Below are 17,817 nucleotides of genomic sequence, written 5' to 3'. Positions count from 1 at the left end.
GCAACGAGCGCTGAGACCACCGGCCGCCCACGTGGTCACGACTGCTGGGCTGTGCACCCTGCCCTCTCCGCTACGCCTGCGAACGGAAGACGAACCCGGCACATTTCCGTTGGTTCTTAGACGCCGGTGCGCTGCGGCGCCTTCGGCACACCGGTCGGCGCCCGCGGCGGTGATGCGCACTGTCGGGATCAGGACACGGACAAGGCCCGCACGACACCTCGTCGATCCGTCAAAAATAGCGTGTCATCCACGAGGACCGGCTCCCCCTGCGTCGGGGCATCCCAGGTCATTTCGCTGGACCACAGCTGCCGGCCGGATGCCGTGATGTTGTAGGAGGCCAGTCCGGCCCGGTGCGCGAGATAGACGGCGTGGCCCACGACGAAGGGCTGCCCCAGCGCCAGTCCGGGCAGCCGTCTGCGCCAGTACAGCTCCCCGGTGGCGGTGGCGTACGCGGCGAGTGTGCGCCCCTGGTTCACCATGACGAGGTCATGCGCTACAACCGGCGATGCGGTGAGGGGAGTTCCTGCGGGGATGTGGCGCTGTGTCCCGCTCGCGCGTGAGATCTGGTACAGGCCGCCCCGGCTGCCGGCCACGTGCAGCGATTCTCCCGCGACCGTCGGCGCCGACAGCACCGGCTCCGGCAGACGGGTGCTCCACAGCGGATGGCCGGTCCGCTTCTGCAGAGCCACCACCGTGCTGCTGTCGCTGCCGGGCCGTTCGATGACGTACAGCAGGTCGCCGTCGAGGTGCCACGCGGAGGCCAGCTCGGCGCCGGCCCGGTACTGCCAGAGCTCCGTGCCGTCCGTCGTGCTCATCGCCACCACGCGGCCCGCGGGCTTCGTTGCGTCCTCCTGCGGGCTGCAGCCGGACCGCAGGGCGAAACACCGGCCGCCGTCCACCAGGACGCTAGCCGTGAGCGTGCCCGCCTGGCCGGACGCTGTCCAGCGCGTGTCGCCGCTGAGGCTGTTCAGCGCGCATATGCCGCCCTGCTCGGTGGGGGCGTAGAGCGTCCCGTCCGAGTACGCCATGAGGTCGTCGCGCACGCGAAGGGGGCGCTCCCAGCGGCGGTGCCCGTCCCGCAGGGCCAGCGCCCGCAGACGTCCCGCCCCGGCAGAGACGAAAACGGCGCCGTCACCGACCGGATTGGCCCGGTCGAACGCGGTCGCGACCGACCACTTAGGAGCGCCCGACATGGCGTCCAGAACGCGGAGCCGGTAGCCGTGGCGCACGATCGCCCATCCGTTTGCGACCTGAGGCTGCCACGCCTCCGGCGCCCCCGTGGCCTGCTGCCACAGCTGCTTCGGTGTGCGGAAGACCGGAGCTCGGCGCGTGGGCCTGCTCGCCGGCTGCGGTGCCGCGCCCGCCCCGGGACCTCCGCCTTTGTCGGTGAACTCCTCGATGTGCGCGCAGAGCGCTTCGACCGAGGCCGCGCACAGCTCGTTCTCCCGCGGAACGGCCACCCAACTGGGAGCCGCAACCGTGATGTTGAGCTGCTCGGTGAGGTTGACCCAGAAGAGGCGCTGCTCGTCGAGGTCGTACACCACTCCGATGACCGGGAGCTTGCTGGTGCGCCAGTCCGTTGCGTGGCTGCCCACGTTGATCGCGTAGCCGCGTGCACGCTTGTACTTCTTGCCCGTCTTGACCTGGACGGTGAAGGCGTAGCCGGTGCGCTTCTGCGCCCGGGTGATCATGACGAAGTAGTCCTCGCCGTGGTCTGTTCCGCCGGAGATCTCCTGGACCGGGTGATCATGTGCCTCGAGCAGCGTCCTCAGGGCATTGGCCCCGGCCCGTTCGGTGCGGCGGTTCGGGTGGACGGTTGCCATACGTTTCCTGATGCTGATCGGGCCGGTGCAACGGCGAGTTGAGAGGAGATCTTAAGGGAGCCCCTCGACAGGCGATGCAGTGGAACAGCGGCGTGCGGCCGCCGGGCGGAGACGGTCAGGTGTTTCTCCTCGCTGCGCACCGGTTGTGGCAGGAGACCCGGCGCAACGGTCCACATCCCTCTTCACCGGGGCGCCGTAGGCATCGGTGCATCGACGCAGCGCCCGCCTGCGTCGGTGAGCCGTTTGCGGCGCCTCATACGTGCTCTGCGCGATGGACCGGGCACGGGGTACCCGGCCCGGTCTCGGCCGGGGCCACCCCCGCACGGCGGGCATCCTCCTGGTCGGTTCTTCGACTGCGATCTGTGGGATCCCGGCAGACGCCCGGTCTGTTCCCCTGCACACAGCCGCGAGCAACTCGAACGCCAGCAGCACCGCCAGGCCGCCGCCCACAGCCTTCCCGTCCGGGCCGGAGTGCTGGATGGCCGGCCACCAGGAAAGCACGAGTGCCTTCCGCCGCACCGCCAGGCCCTTGGCCGCCCGCCGCGGGTGCGGTCGGGTCGGCGGGGAGTCCGGCGAGCCCTGGGCTGGTGTTCCCACAGGTCTCGAATCTCCCTGAAAAGATGCTTTTTATCTGGAAAACCGCACGTAGCTGCTGCCCCAGGGGTTACGGTCTGTGCTCATGCGGTTCCTGCACACGTCGGACTGGCATCTGGGCCGCCGGTTCCACACCGAAGACCTGATCCCCGCCCAGCGTGCCTTCCTCGACCATCTGGTCGAGGCCGCCCGTACCGAGAACGTCGACGCGGTCCTGGTGGCCGGTGACATCTACGACCGGGCCATCCCGAGCCTGGACGCGGTGCGTCTGTTCAGCCGCGCCCTGCACGAACTCGCCGGCCTCGGTGTGCCGGTCGTCATGATCAGCGGGAACCACGACTCCGCCCACCGTCTCGGCGTTGGGTCCGGTCTCCTGGCCCGCGCCGGCGTCCACGTGCGGTGCGACCCGGCCGCCTGCGACACCCCCGTCCTCCTGGAAGACGCCGACGGCCCCGTAGCCGTGTACGGCGTCCCCTACCTCGAGCCGTCGATGGTCCGCGACGCCCTGGAGGCCGAAGCCGCCTCGCACCGCGCGGTGCTCACCGCGGCCCTGGACCGCATCCGCGCCGACCTCACCGACAACCAGCCTCCCGGCACCCGCTCGGTGGTCCTGGCCCACGCCTTCGTCACCTCCGGCAGCGGACAGCCCGAAGAGCGCGAGGAGCGCGAGGAGTCCGTCAGCGAGCGCGACATCGCCGTGGGCGGTGTCGCCCACGTGGGCGCCGACGTCTTCGACGGGATCGACTACGTCGCCCTGGGCCACCTCCACGGCCCCCAGCGGGTCACCGACCGCATCCACTACAGCGGCTCCCCGCTGGCCTATTCCTTCTCCGAAGCCCGCCACACCAAGTCGATCACCCTGGTCGACCTCACCCCGGGCACCGCCCCCGCGCTCACGCACAAGCCCTGCCCGGTACCCCGCCGCCTGGAGCGCGTCACCGGCTTCCTGGACGACCTCCTGACCGGCGACGCCTACGAGCCGCTGACCGATGCCTGGCTCGAGGTCACCCTCACCGACACCGCCCTGCCGTTCGAGGCCATGGCCCGGCTGCGCCGCCGCTTCCCCCACACCGCCAGCCTCAGGCACACACCCGCCCGCATCCCCGCCCAGGCCGCCGGCACCCCCACCTACAGCGAACGCATCCGCGGTCGCAGCGACCTCGACATCACCGGCGACTTCATCCACAGCATGCGCGGCACCGACCCCACAGCGGACGAACACGCCCTGCTCCAGCGGGCCGTCGAAGCCTCCCGCCTGAACGAACAGCACAGGGAAACCGTCTGACATGCGCCTGCACAGCCTGCGCCTGCAGGCCTTCGGACCCTTCGCCGGCACCCACACCATCGACTTCGACGCCCTGTCGGCTGACGGCCTGTTCCTCCTGCACGGCGACACCGGAGCCGGCAAGAGCACCGTCTTCGCCGCCCTCTGCTTCGCCCTCTACGGCAGACCGCCCGGCGACCGAGAGTTGCTGCTGCGCAGCCACCACGCACCCGCCGGCCTGCTGACCGAGGTCACCCTGGAGGCCACCCTCGCGGGCCGCCGCCTGCGCATCCACCGCATCCCGGCCCAGAAGCGCCCCAAAAGGTCCGGCCAGGGAGAAACCGACCAGAAGCCCGAAACCCGCCTGAGCCAGTGGGCCGTCGACGCCGACGGCCAGGGCCGCTGGGAGGCCTCCAGCACATCCCACCAGGAGGCCGCCGCCGAGATCACCGGCCTGCTGGGCATGAGCCGGGACCAGTTCTGCCAGGTCGTCCTCCTCCCGCAGAACGAATTCACCAAGTTCCTGCGCGCCGACGCCCACGGCCGGCGCGAACTCCTCGGCAGACTCTTCCGCACCCACCGCTTTGCTTTCACCGAACGCTGGCTGAACGACCACAGCCGCACCACCGAGAAGAACCTTGATGCCGCCCGCGCCGACGTGCTGCGCCTGGCCGAACGCATCCACCAGGCGGCCGGAGACGGCCTGGCCACCCAGCACGCCGCCCCCACCCCCGACGACCCGCACACCCTCACCCAGCCCGCCCGCACCTGGGCCCAGGACCTCCTCCGCGCCGGCCGGGCCCACCACACCGAAACCCTTCAACAAGCCCTGACGGCCAAGGAGAACCTGGCCGCACAGCAGATCCTCGAAGCCGCGGCCCGCGAACTCCACCAGCAGCAGACTTCCCATGCCGTCGCCCGCAGGCAGCTGGACCTGCTGCAGGAACAGGCCCTGCACCAGCAGACGCTGGACGAGCGCCGCGAGAAGGCCCGCCGCGCCCAGCAGGTGGCCCCGCTGCTGCACGCCGCGACCACCGCTGCAGCCGACCACGCCCGGGCCCGAAGCGCCGAACGCACCGCCCGTGATCACCTGCCTGCCGAGCACACGGATCTGGACGCCGACCGACTTGCAGACACCGAGCAGTGTGTCCGCGCCGAAGCCGCCGTCCTGACCGCGCTGATACCCCAGGAAGACACCCTGCGCCGGCTGACCGCCGACTGCGAGCGCATCGACACCGAACGGCAGGACTTCACCGCCCAGCAGCGCATGGCCCAGGACTGGCTGGAGGAGGAGCCCGCCCGGCGCCGCGCCCTCGAAGCCCGGCGGGAGGCCGCCCGCCAGGCCGAGGACGACGCCCGCCGCCACCAGACCGGCCTGGACACCCTCACGGGCCGCATCACCGCCGCCGAACGCCGCGACGCCCTCCTGACCAAGATCACCGAAGCGGTGCGGCAGCTCGAGGACGCAACAGCCGACACCCGCAGGACGGGCGAGGCCTACCTCGGCATCCGCCGCCGGCGCACCGAAGGCATGGCCGCCGAACTCGCCGCCGCCCTCACCGACGACACCCCCTGCCCGGTCTGCGGATCTCCCACCCACCCCGACCCCGCCGCCCCCAAGGAGGGGCAGCCCACACGCGACGACGAAGACCTCGCAGAAGCCTTCCACGAGCGGGCCAAAGCCGCCCAGGAAGCCGCCTCGACCGCGCTGCAGCAGCTCCGCGAACAGGCTGCCGCCGCCACCGGCGAAGCCGGCGACACCCCCCTGGCCGACCTCCAGGCCCAGCGCAAGACCCTCGCCGCCGAGCTGACCGACGCCCTGGAGAGCGCCGCCGACCAGGGCGCCGCCCAGGAACAACTCCTCGCGCTCGACACCGAGCACACGACCATGACCCGGCAGCACAGCACCGCCACGGCCGGCCTGTCCGCCCGCAACGCCAGCTACGACACCCTCACCCGGCAGATCACCGAGCTGACCGCCAAGCTCACCGCGGCCCGCGGCACCCATCCCACCGTCGCCGCCCACACCGGCGAACTCACCCGCACCGCGGGCCGCCTCAAGGAAGCCGCCGAGGCCTCCCACGCCCTGGCCGCGGCCGCCGGGGTACTCGGCGACCGTACCGGCCAGGCGACCCTTGCCGCCCAGGGCCAGGGCTTTGACACCCTGGACCTCGCCCAGCAGGCCCTGCTCAGCGACAAGGACCTGCGCGCCGTCGAGGACGAGATCACCAAGTGGCGTGAGGCCCGCGCCGCGCAGACCGCCGTCCTGGACAACCCCGCACTGCAACAGGCCGCCGCCCAGCCTCCCGCCGATCCCGACACCGCCACGGCCGCCCGGGCCGCCGCCGACGATCAGCACGCCGCCGCGAGTGCCGCCGTGAGCGCCGCCCGCACCCGCACCGAGGAACTCACCGCCCTCGCCGCCGCCCTCGACGCCACCGTCGCACGCCTCGAGCCGCTCGAACACGCCCACCGCACCGCCCGCCACCTGGCCGAACTCGTCACCGGCAACTCACCCAGCGCCCGCGTCCGCATGCAGCTGGAGGCCTACGTCCTGGCCGCCCGCCTCGAAGAAGTCGTCACCGCCGCCAACACCCGCCTGCACATCATGTCCGAAGGCCGTTACACCCTCGCCCACTGCGACGACCAGGCCGCCCGCGGCGCCCGCTCCGGCCTGGGCCTGGAAATCACCGACGCCTGGACCGGCCGCCCCCGCAAGACCGACACCCTCTCCGGCGGCGAATCCTTCTTCGCCTCCCTGGCCCTCGCCCTGGGACTGGCCGACGTCGTCACCCACGAAGCCGGCAACAACCCCCTGGACACCCTCTTCATCGACGAAGGCTTCGGCACCCTCGACGAAGACACCCTCCACACGGTCCTCGACGTCCTGGACTCCCTGCGCGCCCACGACCGCACCGTCGGCGTCATCAGCCACGTTGCCGAACTGCGCCGCCGCATCACCCACCGCCTCCACGTCCGCAAGAACCCCACCGGCTCCACCCTCACCCACCTGACCGAAGCAGCCGAATAACCCACCCGGCGGATGCCACAATGCATCCGCCCCGCACCATCACCGAAAGCCGCCACCCACACCATGGCCCCCGCCGAGCTCCAGCTCCGGCCGCACCAGAAAGACGCCGTCGCGGCCGCCGCCCGCACCCTGCGCCGGCACCCCCGCGCGAGCGTGATCGCCGCCTGCGGCACCGGCAAGACCCTCATCGCCGCCCGCACCACCACCCGCACCGCCCCCCGCGGCCGCGTCCTGGTGCTGCTGCCGACCCTGGACCTGCTGTCCCAGACGATCCGCTCCTGGCGCGCCGCCGGCCGCAAGGGCACCGCCGTCGCCGTGTGCTCTGCCCGCCAGGCCCTCGACCACGACCCGCTCGGCGCCGACGTCCCCCTGACCACCGACCCCGGCGAACTCGCCTCCCTCATCAGCACCTCAGCCCCCGGCCCCGCCACCGTCTACGCCACCTACGCCTCCCTGCCCGCGGTCGTCGCCGCCCACCGCGACCACCGCCTGCCCGCCTGGGACCTGGTGGTCGTCGACGAGGCCCACCGCACCGCCGGCCGCCTCGGCAAGGCCTGGGCCGCCGTCCACCACGACGACCAGGTCCCCGCCGCCCGCCGCCTGTACCTGACCGCGACCCCCCGCATCTGGGATCCCGACGACGCCCCGGACGCCGACGGGGAAGAGGCGGTGGCTTCCATGGACGACAAGACCCTCTTCGGCCCCGTCGCCTACCGGCTCACCCTCTCCGACGCCATCGACCTCGGCCTCCTCGCCGACTACCGGATCCTCGTCCCCGTCGTCACCGACACCGATCTGCGCGACTGGCTGGCCACCGGCCCCGGCGCCGGCGTCGACGGACTGCGCCTGGCCGGCCGCCAGGTCGCCGCCCTGCGCGCCATCCACGACCACCGGCTGCGCCGCATCCTCACCTTCCACCACCGCGTCGCCGACGCCCGCGCCTTCGCCACGACCCTGACCGAGACGGCCGCCACTCTCCCTGCCGAGCTGCGGCCCGAGAATCTGTGGGCGGACTGGGTCAGCGGCCATCACACCCCCCAGGTCCGCCGCCGCCTCCTGCTCGAATTCACCTCCCACACCAGCCCCGACACACCGGCCGTCCTGTCCAATGCCCGCGTGCTGGGGGAGGGCATCGACGTGCCCGACATCGACGCCGTCGTCTTCGCCGACCCCAAGAACAGCCCCGTCGACACCGTCCAGGCCGTCGGCCGCGCTCTGCGCCAGCAACCCGGCGCGGGAAAGAAGGCCACCCTCGTCGTCCCCGTCTACCTCACCCCCGGCGAAGACCCCGACGACCTCCTCGGCGCCGACGCCTACACCCCGCTGTGGCGCACCATCCAGGCCCTGCGCGCCCACGACGACCGTCTCGAAGCCCGCCTGGCCGACCCGCGCACCCACCGCCCCACCATGCCCCCCGAAGACCCAGAAGCCTGGCTGCGCTTCGACCGCCCCACCCAGGCCGACGAGGTCGCCCTCGCCCTGTCCCTGCGGGTGCTGGCACCCAAGAGCGCCGAATGGCGCCGCGGTCTGGCCGCGGCCCGCCGCTACCACCACGCCCACCACCACCTCGACGTCCCCCAGACCTACGAAGACCCCACCGGCTACCCCTTGGGCCGCTGGCTCACCTGGCAACGCCACCTCCACACCACCGGCACCCTCGATCCCGCACGCGCCCAGGCACTCGAACGCCTCGGCATCATCTGGCGCCCCCGCCGGCAGGCCTTCGACCGCGGCCTCGCCCACGCCGCCGCCTACGCCGCCCACCACGGCCACCTGGCCGCACCCGTCGAGACCGTCCACGACGACTTCGCCCTGGGCCGCTGGCTGGCCACCCAGCGCGCCCGCGCCGACCGGCTCACCGCGGAACGCGCTGCGGCCCTCACCGCCCTGGACCGGTGGTGGAACCCGCCCTGGCCGATCACCTGGCAGCGCACCTACCACGACACCCGCCGAGGCCTGCAGGACACCGAGACGGCCTCGCAGGCGGGGGAGTGGCTCAAGGCCCAGCAGGCACACGCCCGCGCCCTTCACCCCGAGCAGCGCCACCTTCTGACCGCCCTGGGACTCGACCTGCGCCGGGAAGACGCCACCGCACCGGCAGCGCGCCAACTGCCCGCGCGTGAACGCGCTTTCCAACGGGGGGTTGCCGCCGCACGGTCGTTCCTCGAGAGGGAGGGCCACCTCAACGTCCCCCAACGGCACATCGAAGACGTCGAGGGCGACTCCGTACGCCTGGGCCAGTGGCTGACCAACCTGCGCCGCCGCAAGACGGCGCTGAGCCCCCAACGACGCCAGGCCCTCGCCCAACTCGGCCTGTAGCCACGTCGGGTGGCCTCGGCGTCACCGACGTTCGCCCGGGTGCCTGCTCCCTGGGCACCTCCGACAGAACCTCCTGGGCTCTGGCCGGCTGACCGCTCTGTGCCAGGAGCCTGCCGAGCTGATGGCGGGTGCTCGCGTGCGGGAGTACAGGCCGAGTGTGCGCTCCTGATCGCTAAGGACCGCTTCCATCTGCCGTATCGCCCTCATGGGTCACCGGAGTGACCCATGAGGAGCGCCGGAAACGGGTGTCGAGCGTGCGAGGGGTGTGCTTCGCCCAGAACGCGCTCCTGGTCCTGCATGGGTGCGGGGCAGCCGGCGCAACCGAGGGCCCGGGCCATCTCCTGGTGCGTGAGCAGGACGTCGGCGTGATCCGGGTCGGAGGCTGCCGTCGTTCCCGGACCACGTCAACCTTGAGTCTTCCGAGGCCAAGGCGAGGCCACCGGCTGACCGCTGCCTGGGCGCGGCATCTCAGGTGCGGGCGCCGTTGCGCCTTACTGGGTTCGGCCGTGTTCCCGCTGCGCCGTAAGCAGCCTGCGGGTGTGCTGTCGCCGTTGACGGCCGCGATGGTCTTGAGCGGCAGGGTGCGCGGGCCTCCCGGGGCAGGACAGCCGGCTTCCGGATCTTTGCTAGGGGCGACGTACGGATCGGGGGCGCTGGTTGTCGGCGGGCGCGGGTAGAGTGCCTCGCCCGCGACCGGAGTGGGCTGTTCTAGCTCATCGGACGCGACGGACGTCTGACAAAAGCGCCTAAAAGCACTTTGCTCGAGCGTGCCACCCATCACCCACCCGGTGTGATGTTAGTCACACAGAGAGTGTCTTTCTGAGGGGCCAATCCCCCATGAGCTGGGTCCTTCCCGATACCCGACAAGTGATCCGAGCTGCCCAACGTGCACTCGCCGGATGCGTTTTGAGCGCGAGTCGAGCAAGATGGGGGGCATTGCCGGACCCTTGTGTGGCCTGCGTCACATCCGCCCTTGTGGGCTTGCGTACGGGTCGGTAACCGCATTCGGAAGTACGGAAAGCCCCACCCGCTGCCTGCGAAGCTCTGGGTGAGGCCCTCCTGGTACAGCGCACGCCGACTGCTGCGTGGTCCCGGCCGTCAGGCCGGGGCTTTGCGTGTCACCAGGGCCAGTGATCTGCCACGATCTTGCAGATCGTGTAAACCGGTCCCAGCCAGCGGACCAGCCGGTACGTCTGGTCGCGCCTGCTGCAGCAGCGGCAGTGCCCCTCCGGCACGTCGTTCACTGCCATCGGGTTAGTCACCGCCCTTCCGTGGGCCCACGACCATCGTGGACACCCGGGTGGCGCGCGAGAGTCTCGGACCCCAGAGCGTGACTGATAGCTAGGCAGATTACCCGCACGTTCCGCCATCCGCCTGCGATGAACTCCCCGTGCCCGCAAGGCGGATTGGGCACGCAGCGTTACCGGGGCGCGGACAAGGGGAAGGTGGTCTACACCTACCGCCCGGACGGGCCCTCTTAGCTGCAGTGTCCTTTGGCGGTACGTCTGACGCCGGGCAGCAGTTCCCGTTCGGCGTGTCGCGCATCTCACACAGGAAGCATGTGTATCTGGTGAACGCGCGCCCCCCTCGAAACCGTGGAGTCCCCTTTTCCCAGGGGGTATTGAAACTCAACCCTGGAGCCAGAAGCCGCTTCTGATGCTTCCCGAGAGCGCTCGCAGACGTCCGGGGGTCGAGAAAGAAGACCGCGCGCTTCCTTCCGGGCATCGAAAGTGACACTTCCGGGACGGTTCTCGGCGCCTGCCGCTTCATGGGAGTCCGTTCTTGAACTCCACTGGAGAAGGTGCAGGATCTCAGGGAAGAGACGCGCCTGCGCAAGCGGCTGGCGGACATGCAGATTGCGGAGGCCAGCTACCGGCGTCACGCCGAGGACGGCGACCTGCACGCGCTGCTGACCGCGCCCAGCCTGCGCAGGCACACACTCGAGAACCCGGACCCCGACAGGAAAGCCCTTCTGCGTGCTTATGACCAGGGGATGGTCAGCCGCAAGGAAGGCCGTGCGCTCTACGACCGCATCAAGGCGCTGGCCCCGCACGGAGAAGTGCCCGCTGTGCGGTATAGGCGAGGTCGACACGCTCGACCACTACCTGCCCAAGGCTCACTTCCCGTTGTGTGCGATCCTGCCCATCAACCTCGTCCCGGCGTGCATGCACTGCAACCACGACAAGGGCCCGGCCACCTCCGACTCGCCCGGCACCCAGCCGCTGCACCCCTACTTCGACCGGCTCGGCCAGGGACGCTGGCTCGTTGCCGACGTCCTGCCCACGACTCCCGTCACCGTGTGCTCCGACGTCCAGGCGCGCCCGGAGTGGTCTGCCGCGCTGACGGCCCGCGTGCAACACCACTTCACCGCATACGACCTGGGCAGCCGGTACGCGCTGAAGACCGGCAGGCACCTCGCCGGCAGACGGCACCTGCACAGACAACTGCTCGACATCGGCCCGAAACCTCTGCGCGAGACTCTGCGAGAAGAGGCGGAGAGCTGGACGAAGCCCAACCCCAACGCCTGGGAGACCGCGCTGTACTTCGCCCTGGCCGACAGCGACTGGTACCTCGCCGAAGGACTGGAAGAGGACTAGACCTCTCATGTCGACGAGCGAGAGCGCCGACCCGGAGGCCCCGCGAGTCGCGACCGGCCGGACGGGGACCCGCTCGCCGGCATCGCTCTGGCCGTTCCGTCGCACGCCCACGCCGTCCCCGTAGTACGCCGTGCACGGGAGGCCGCCCGCGCGGGGTCCCTGGACGCCCGGCGCGCACCGTTGGGCCCCGGCCTGCAGGGGCTCCGGGTGACCGGGAGGACAGGGCGGCGGCCGCCGTGCGACGGCAGGGCAGGGACTCGCCCATGCCTGGCCCGGCTCGCGGCGGGGAAGTAGGTTGTCAGCGAGGCTGGCGATGCATGGAGGGGGGCGGTGTGGAGGAGCAGGAGTTCAATGCGGCGGTGAGCCGGCTGATCCGGCAGGCGCGGGTGCGAGCAGGGGTGACCCAGGAGTATCTCGGGCGGCGGGCAGGGCTGTCACGGGGGTCGATCACGAACATCGAGGCCGGGACCCAGATGCCGCCGCTCTACCGGCTGGCCCGCATCGCCTCGGCGCTGAACGTGCAGCCCGCAGAACTCCTCCCGCCTCTTCTGCCCGATGAGACTGCGGACCTCTCCGCGCGGCACGCGGCCGGTGTCAGTGCCGTGTGGGCCCGGGCGGCGGAACTGAGGGGCGGTCATGGCGAAGGCTGACGTCGCGGCACGGGCCCTGCTGGGGGAGTTCCAGATCCGTACTCCTCCCGTCGACCCCTTCGCGCTGGCCGAACGGCTCGGCGTGGTGGTGGTGCCCCAGCGCCTGGACGGCGACGTCTCGGGCATGCTGCTGCGCAAGGACGGAAGCTGCGTCATCGGCGTCAACCAGGACCATGCGCCGCTTCGGCGCCGCTTCACCGTGGCCCATGAACTCGGCCACCTGCGCCTGCATGAAGGGCGTCCGCTGATCCTGGACACGGACGTGCGCGTGAACTACCGCAACACGGTGTCGAGCATGGCCACCGACCGCGAGGAGATCGACGCCAACCGCTTCGCCGCCGCGCTTCTGGCACCCGAGCCGATGGTCCGCCAGGCCGCTCAGCATGTGGCCTTCGAGACGGTTCAGGACCTGGTGAAGGCGCTCGCCGGACAGTTCCAGCTCAGCGAGACGGCGATGACCTACCGTCTGATGAACCTCGGCATCATCTCCGGACCGGCCCTTTGAGGACCAGGCGTTCCGCCTTCCCCGAACTCCCCTTGTGATCACCAGGGTTGAGCGTCACAGCACGCAACTCGGGCCGGGTGAAGGCACTTGCCGCAATGTCAGGGAAACTGTCCGTCAAAATAGGCCTTGCGTGAATGTCGCTCTGTGTGTTCTGCTTGTTACAGCAGAAAGCTAGCGAGCTCTCTGCAACGGGTGAACTCCGCCCGGCGCGCTGCCGGCAGACGTACACCCGCCCGGGCTGTACCGCGTACACGTGCCTGCCGAAGAGGGCCAGGCACCACTGACCGGACAGCACCGACCCGCTGCCGACTGGCCAGACACCGCGCAGCACCAGGGCCCCGGCCCCAGCCATCCGGACGGCACCCGCCGGACCCGCGACCGGCAGACCGGGCACCCCTCACGCAACCGCACATCACACGGCATCCCCACGGCGCACAGCAGGGGACACCCAGCGCGCACCCCGCGATGCCCACAACCCGCCCGCGGGCTCACCGGCTTGTCCAGCCCGCCAACGCGACCTCCTGCGCCCCGACGCGCACCCATCACACCCCAGACACCCGCTGCACCCCAGGCAGCGCTTCAGAAGGGAACCCCGATGCAGCACGCCGACAGCTTCCGCAGCTTCCTGCGGGACACCGTCAACCTCAGCCAGAGCCGACTCGACCTGCTCGCCACCCGCGTCGAGACCATCTACCAGGCCCTCAGGCACGACCCCGACCTCGGACCCCTGGTCCTCGGCAAGAAGCCCCAGGGATCCTGGGCGCAGCGCACCATCATCAATCCCCGCGGCGACAAGGAGTTCGACGCCGACTTCATGCTCCACCTCGCCGAGGTGCCCGACTGGTCCGACAGCCCCAAGATCTACAACGACAAGGTCTACGCCGCTCTCCACCACCACCGCGTCTACGGGGACATGCCGCACACCCGCAAATGCCGGTGCGTGCAGCTGAGCTACGCCAACTCCATGCACGTCGACATCGTGCCCTACCTGCACCTGGCCGACGGCCGGGAAGTGATCGTCAACCGGGACGACAACCGGTGGGAGCAGACCAACCCGGCCGGATTCACCGCCTGGATGCAGGAGCAGGACAAGATCACGAACGGTAACCTGCGCAAGGTCATCCGCCTGATGAAGTTCCTGCGCGACCACAAGAACTCCTTCACCGGAACCCGCTCGATCATCCTCACCACCCTGCTCGGCAACCGCGTCAGCCACCTCCAGGCCATGACCCGCCCCGGCTGCTACGCCAACGTGCCCACCGCCCTGCTCACCATCGTCGAGGACCTCGACACCTGGCTGCAGGCCCGCCCCTTCAAGCCGTCGATTCCCGACCCGTCCGGCTCGGGCGTCACCTTCGACCACCGCTGGAACCAGGAGACCTACAGCTACTTCCGCGACCGCATCCACACCCACGCCCGCCAGATCCGCGAGGCCTACGACGAGACGGACTGCGACCGCAGCGTGCGCCTGTGGCGGAACCTGTTCGGCGACGCCTTCCCCGCCCCGCAGAACCGCACCGCCCCGGCCGCAGCCCGATTCGCCGCGCCGCCGCTGCTCACCACCGTCTCCCGCACCGGGCGCGCCGGATGACTAAGCGGAAACCTCCAACATCGCACCCCAACGACTGGCAGAAGCGAATGCTGGCCGAGCTCAAGACCCTCACCGCCCAGCACCCCGCAGACGTGCGCCTCACCGGCCGTCCGCACACCGCTCCCGACGGCTCGTGCACCGTGCCCATCCGCATCCGCACCGGCGACATGCCACACGCACCGGGCGGCCTGCGCCTGCGCCAGAACGAGGACTTCCTCCTCGTCCTGGCGCCCACCCCACTGACTCCGCCCCGAGCTGAGACCACCCACCTTCGGTTCGCCGGCACCCCGCACGTCCTGCAGGGCAACCGCCTGTGCCTCTACCTCGACCCCGCCCGCGAATGGGACCCCGCCGCCGGTCTCACCCCCGTCATAGACCGCCTGTGGCAGTGGCTCACCGATGCGGCAGCCGGAAACTTCGACCCCGCCACCGCCCTCTACCACCCTGTCGGCGGCGTCCTGCACCACACACCCGGCACCCCCACCATCGTCGTACGCGACCCCGTCCCGCACAGCCACGCCAGCATCGGCTGGCTCATCCCGCGCACCGACGACCGCCTCGATCTGACCACCAGACGCCCCACCGACCGCCACAGCCACCGAACCCCGATCCTGCCCCTGAACCACTCGCTGCCCCTGGGCGCCGGCAGCAACCTCGCCGAACTAATCACGCTCATCGACCGCACCCCCGCCACAACACCCCCGGCTCCGAACTCCCCTTCCCGCACCCTGCTGACCGCCCTGACCGCCAGCGCCCGGCGCAACCCCGCCGGGACCGCTCAGCACTTCCTCCTCGCCGTCCCCCATCCCGCCGCCCCCACCGCACCCTCCTTCCTCCTCGCAGGGCGCCTCGAACCCAGCGACGCCCTGCGCCACCTCGACCCGCACACCCTGCCCACCGTGCTGCCCGCCGTCGACCTCACCTGGTGCTCCCTGTCCGACGAACGCCCGGAAGTCACCACCCGCCGCGACGCCGAGCGCCCGGTCCACTCCTTCCACGGCGCGCACGTCCACATCTGGGGCTGCGGCGGCATCGGCTCGTGGACGGCCGAGCTGATAGCCCGCGCCGGAGCCGCCCACCTCACCCTCAGCGACCCCGGCCGCATCACGGGCGGACTCCTCGTACGACAGAACTACACCGAGAACCACATCGGCACCACCAAAGCGATCGCCCTGGCCCAGCGCCTGCGCAGCATCCGAGACGACCTCACCGTCGACATCGCCGACCCGCCGCCCGACCCCTCACTGCTCCAGGCCGCAGACCACGCCGACCTCATCATCGACACCACCGTCAGTGTCACCGTCGGACGTTTCCTGGACCTGCTGACCCAAGCCCCACATCGCACAGCCGTCCTCGCCCAACTGGCCACAGACAGCCTCAGCGCCAGCCTGGGCATCCTCACCCTCGTCGCCCCCGACACCCACACCAGCGCCACCGCCATCGACCAGACCAGTGGCCGTCACGTCCTGACCGCACCCCACCTGGAGCCCTACCACTGCCTGTGGACCGAGCCGGCACCAGGCGACGAGCTGCGCCCCACCCGCGGCTGCTCCGTGCCCACCTTCCACGGCTCCGCCGCCGACCTCATGGCCACCACCGCCACCCTCGTCAACCTGCTGGGCACCCAGATGCGCCACCCGATCTCGGGAACCCACCTATGCGCCCAGCCCCATACCGGAACCCGTCCCGCACACCGCTTCATCCCCTACACGGACCCGCCACCACAGACAGCGGAACATCAGCCGTCCGACCGGCCTATCTCCAGCGTGGACTCGTAGCACCCCGCCAACCGCTCGTAGATCACCAGCTGCGGGTGCACCTGAAGATGATGGACACGACCCAGCGCCACCGCCGCCGACATCGGCACGGCGGGCAGCACATGCAGCCGCCGCACCGTCTTCGCTTCCACCTCCAGCAACGCCAGGAACCCCCGCAGCGTGTCCTCCAGGAGCCCCAAGGAGGCACGGCTGCGCAGAATGTCCGGCCCCGTCGCCACGCCGACGGGGCTGATCACGTAGCGCCGCAGCGCGGACAGCTCCTCGGGCACCTCGTGCCGGCCGATCGTCCCCGACACATTCACGACGACCACGGCATCGCTCCCGGCCGGCACATCCCGATCAACGTTCACGGCGAACTGCGCACCCGCACCACCCTCGTCCGGCCATCTCCACGACTCCTCAGCCCTGTGCCGCTGAAAGACATCCGTCGGCACGGTGTCATCCAGCCGGGACCCCAAATACACCAACAACGGCAGCCGAGCGAACCCGAACACACTCACATGCTGCACGGCATCCCGCTCAATCCCCGCCCGCAGCTGGTGCTCAACCACGTCATCAATAACCCGCACGGCGTGCTGAAAGTACGCACGACTCCCGGCCGCGGCACGCACCGCGTCCTCGGACGTCACAGGACGCTCGCCGGGAATCTGCCGCAGATCGATCTCCACCCCATGACGCGCATACGACTCCAAGAACAGCGGAAACCGGTCCCGCGCGGTAACAGCCTCCGCGGCCGCCTGCCGCGACAACTCCACGGTCTGCCCATGCACCGACCCCAGCAACCGGACTACCGCCGTGGCACGCTCCGGCCCCAGCCCGGTCACATGCCGAATGCGGTCCTCGTGCTCCTGCTTCAACCGGCGCAGCCGCTCCACGGTGAAGACGTCCAAGGCACCCTGAGCATCGATCTCACCGTGCTGATCCGCACAGAGCAGCATCAGGTTGTCGGCCTCGTCCCGCAGCCCCGGATCCAGCGGGAACTCACTCCGAGGCGACCGCACACCGACACCCTGCCCGACGATATGCGCCATCTCGCCCAGGCGCAGCGTCCGCGCCGACATCACCCCTTCCAGCAGATACGCATTGCACAGCACACACCGACCCCCGCTGCGCACCCACACATCCAAACGCGCCTGCGCGGAAGGTCTGCGTCGGCCGCCCGCCGTTCCGCCCCCGTCCAACTGACATCGCCTCCACCGTAATTTTGTGGTTGTCCCTCCCGACACTAGACAGTAACTGCGGCCTGAAAGAAGGAACTTGACAACAATGACGAGCCCATCAGCCGCACCGCCTCAGGAGGAAACCCTGATCTCACCCCTACCGCCGGCCAACACCCCCGAGCTGGACACCTAGGTGCCACCTGGCCCAGAGACTGAGAGACAACAGCGTCATCAAAGCGCAATCCGACCAGCCATCAACAGACAAGCTCCCCGGCAGGGGAGCGGAATCAAATCTTTGCGCAATCCCACGGATTCGACATCATCGGCGCCGACAGGCGCCGACACCCCGATCCGACCCGAGGAAGGGGAGATACCCCAACACACCCCGTCCTGCCGCCAGGCAGGACACACCGCCCTTGCCAGCGCAGGCCGCCAGGCCTGCCAACTCCCACGAAAACCAACGAAGTTGGCCCGCCAGGGCCAACCCTTGTACTTGACACACAGT

Annotated in this window: 10 protein-coding genes; 8 read left to right on the top strand and 2 right to left on the bottom strand. The window is 70.4% G+C overall.

The genetic code is table 11. The features are described 5' to 3' along the window. Positions 1-188 precede the first annotated feature (188 nt). On the bottom strand, positions 189-1,823 hold the full coding sequence (locus tag ACFV6E_RS32575; RefSeq protein ID WP_385466552.1) for a PQQ-binding-like beta-propeller repeat protein: 1,635 nt from the start codon (positions 1,821-1,823) through the stop codon (positions 189-191). Between the two features lie 679 nt (positions 1,824-2,502). Here ACFV6E_RS32575 and ACFV6E_RS32570 point away from each other — a divergent pair. The 8 genes from ACFV6E_RS32570 (at position 2,503) to ACFV6E_RS32535 (ending at position 16,152) form a co-directional block, all read left to right on the top strand. Continuing rightward, a complete protein-coding gene (locus tag ACFV6E_RS32570) occupies positions 2,503-3,702 on the top strand; it encodes an exonuclease SbcCD subunit D (RefSeq protein WP_385466549.1) in 1,200 nt (399 codons plus the stop codon). 1 nt (position 3,703) lies between these two features. Then, positions 3,704-6,712, top strand: coding sequence for an AAA family ATPase (locus ACFV6E_RS32565; RefSeq protein WP_385466546.1), 3,009 nt, complete (start codon positions 3,704-3,706; stop codon positions 6,710-6,712). 63 nt (positions 6,713-6,775) lie between these two features. Continuing rightward, a complete protein-coding gene (locus ACFV6E_RS32560; protein ID WP_385466543.1) occupies positions 6,776-9,031 on the top strand; it encodes a Helicase associated domain protein in 2,256 nt (751 codons plus the stop codon). A gap of 2,015 nt (positions 9,032-11,046) precedes the next feature. Next, positions 11,047-11,628, top strand: coding sequence for a hypothetical protein (locus tag ACFV6E_RS32555; RefSeq protein ID WP_385466540.1), 582 nt, complete (start codon positions 11,047-11,049; stop codon positions 11,626-11,628). Between the two features lie 332 nt (positions 11,629-11,960). Then, complete coding sequence (locus ACFV6E_RS32550) at positions 11,961-12,278, top strand: helix-turn-helix domain-containing protein (RefSeq protein ID WP_385466537.1); 318 nt, start codon at positions 11,961-11,963, stop codon at positions 12,276-12,278. After that, positions 12,265-12,783, top strand: a complete 519-nt coding sequence (locus tag ACFV6E_RS32545; protein ID WP_385466534.1) for an ImmA/IrrE family metallo-endopeptidase — start codon at positions 12,265-12,267, stop codon at positions 12,781-12,783. The genes ACFV6E_RS32550 and ACFV6E_RS32545 overlap by 14 nt, the downstream gene beginning before the upstream one ends. A 595-nt stretch (positions 12,784-13,378) precedes the next feature. Then, positions 13,379-14,374: a cyclic GMP-AMP synthase DncV-like nucleotidyltransferase gene (locus ACFV6E_RS32540; protein WP_385466531.1), complete on the top strand. Its 996-nt coding sequence runs from the start codon at positions 13,379-13,381 to the stop codon at positions 14,372-14,374. Positions 14,375-14,421: 47 nt separating this feature from the next. Next, positions 14,422-16,152, top strand: coding sequence for a ThiF family adenylyltransferase (locus ACFV6E_RS32535; protein WP_385466528.1), 1,731 nt, complete (start codon positions 14,422-14,424; stop codon positions 16,150-16,152). On the opposite strand, the gene ACFV6E_RS32530 is transcribed toward ACFV6E_RS32535, so the two are convergent. Beyond that, on the bottom strand, positions 16,113-17,246 hold the full coding sequence (locus tag ACFV6E_RS32530) for an SAVED domain-containing protein (RefSeq protein ID WP_385466525.1): 1,134 nt from the start codon (positions 17,244-17,246) through the stop codon (positions 16,113-16,115). The genes ACFV6E_RS32535 and ACFV6E_RS32530 overlap by 40 nt on opposite strands. Positions 17,247-17,817 lie beyond the last annotated feature (571 nt).

The organism is Streptomyces sp. NPDC059785, assembly GCF_042732375.1.
Classification (GTDB): domain Bacteria; phylum Actinomycetota; class Actinomycetes; order Streptomycetales; family Streptomycetaceae; genus Streptomyces.
Note: the sequence above shows the minus strand (reverse complement) of the source record. Positions and strands in the feature narration are given on the sequence as shown.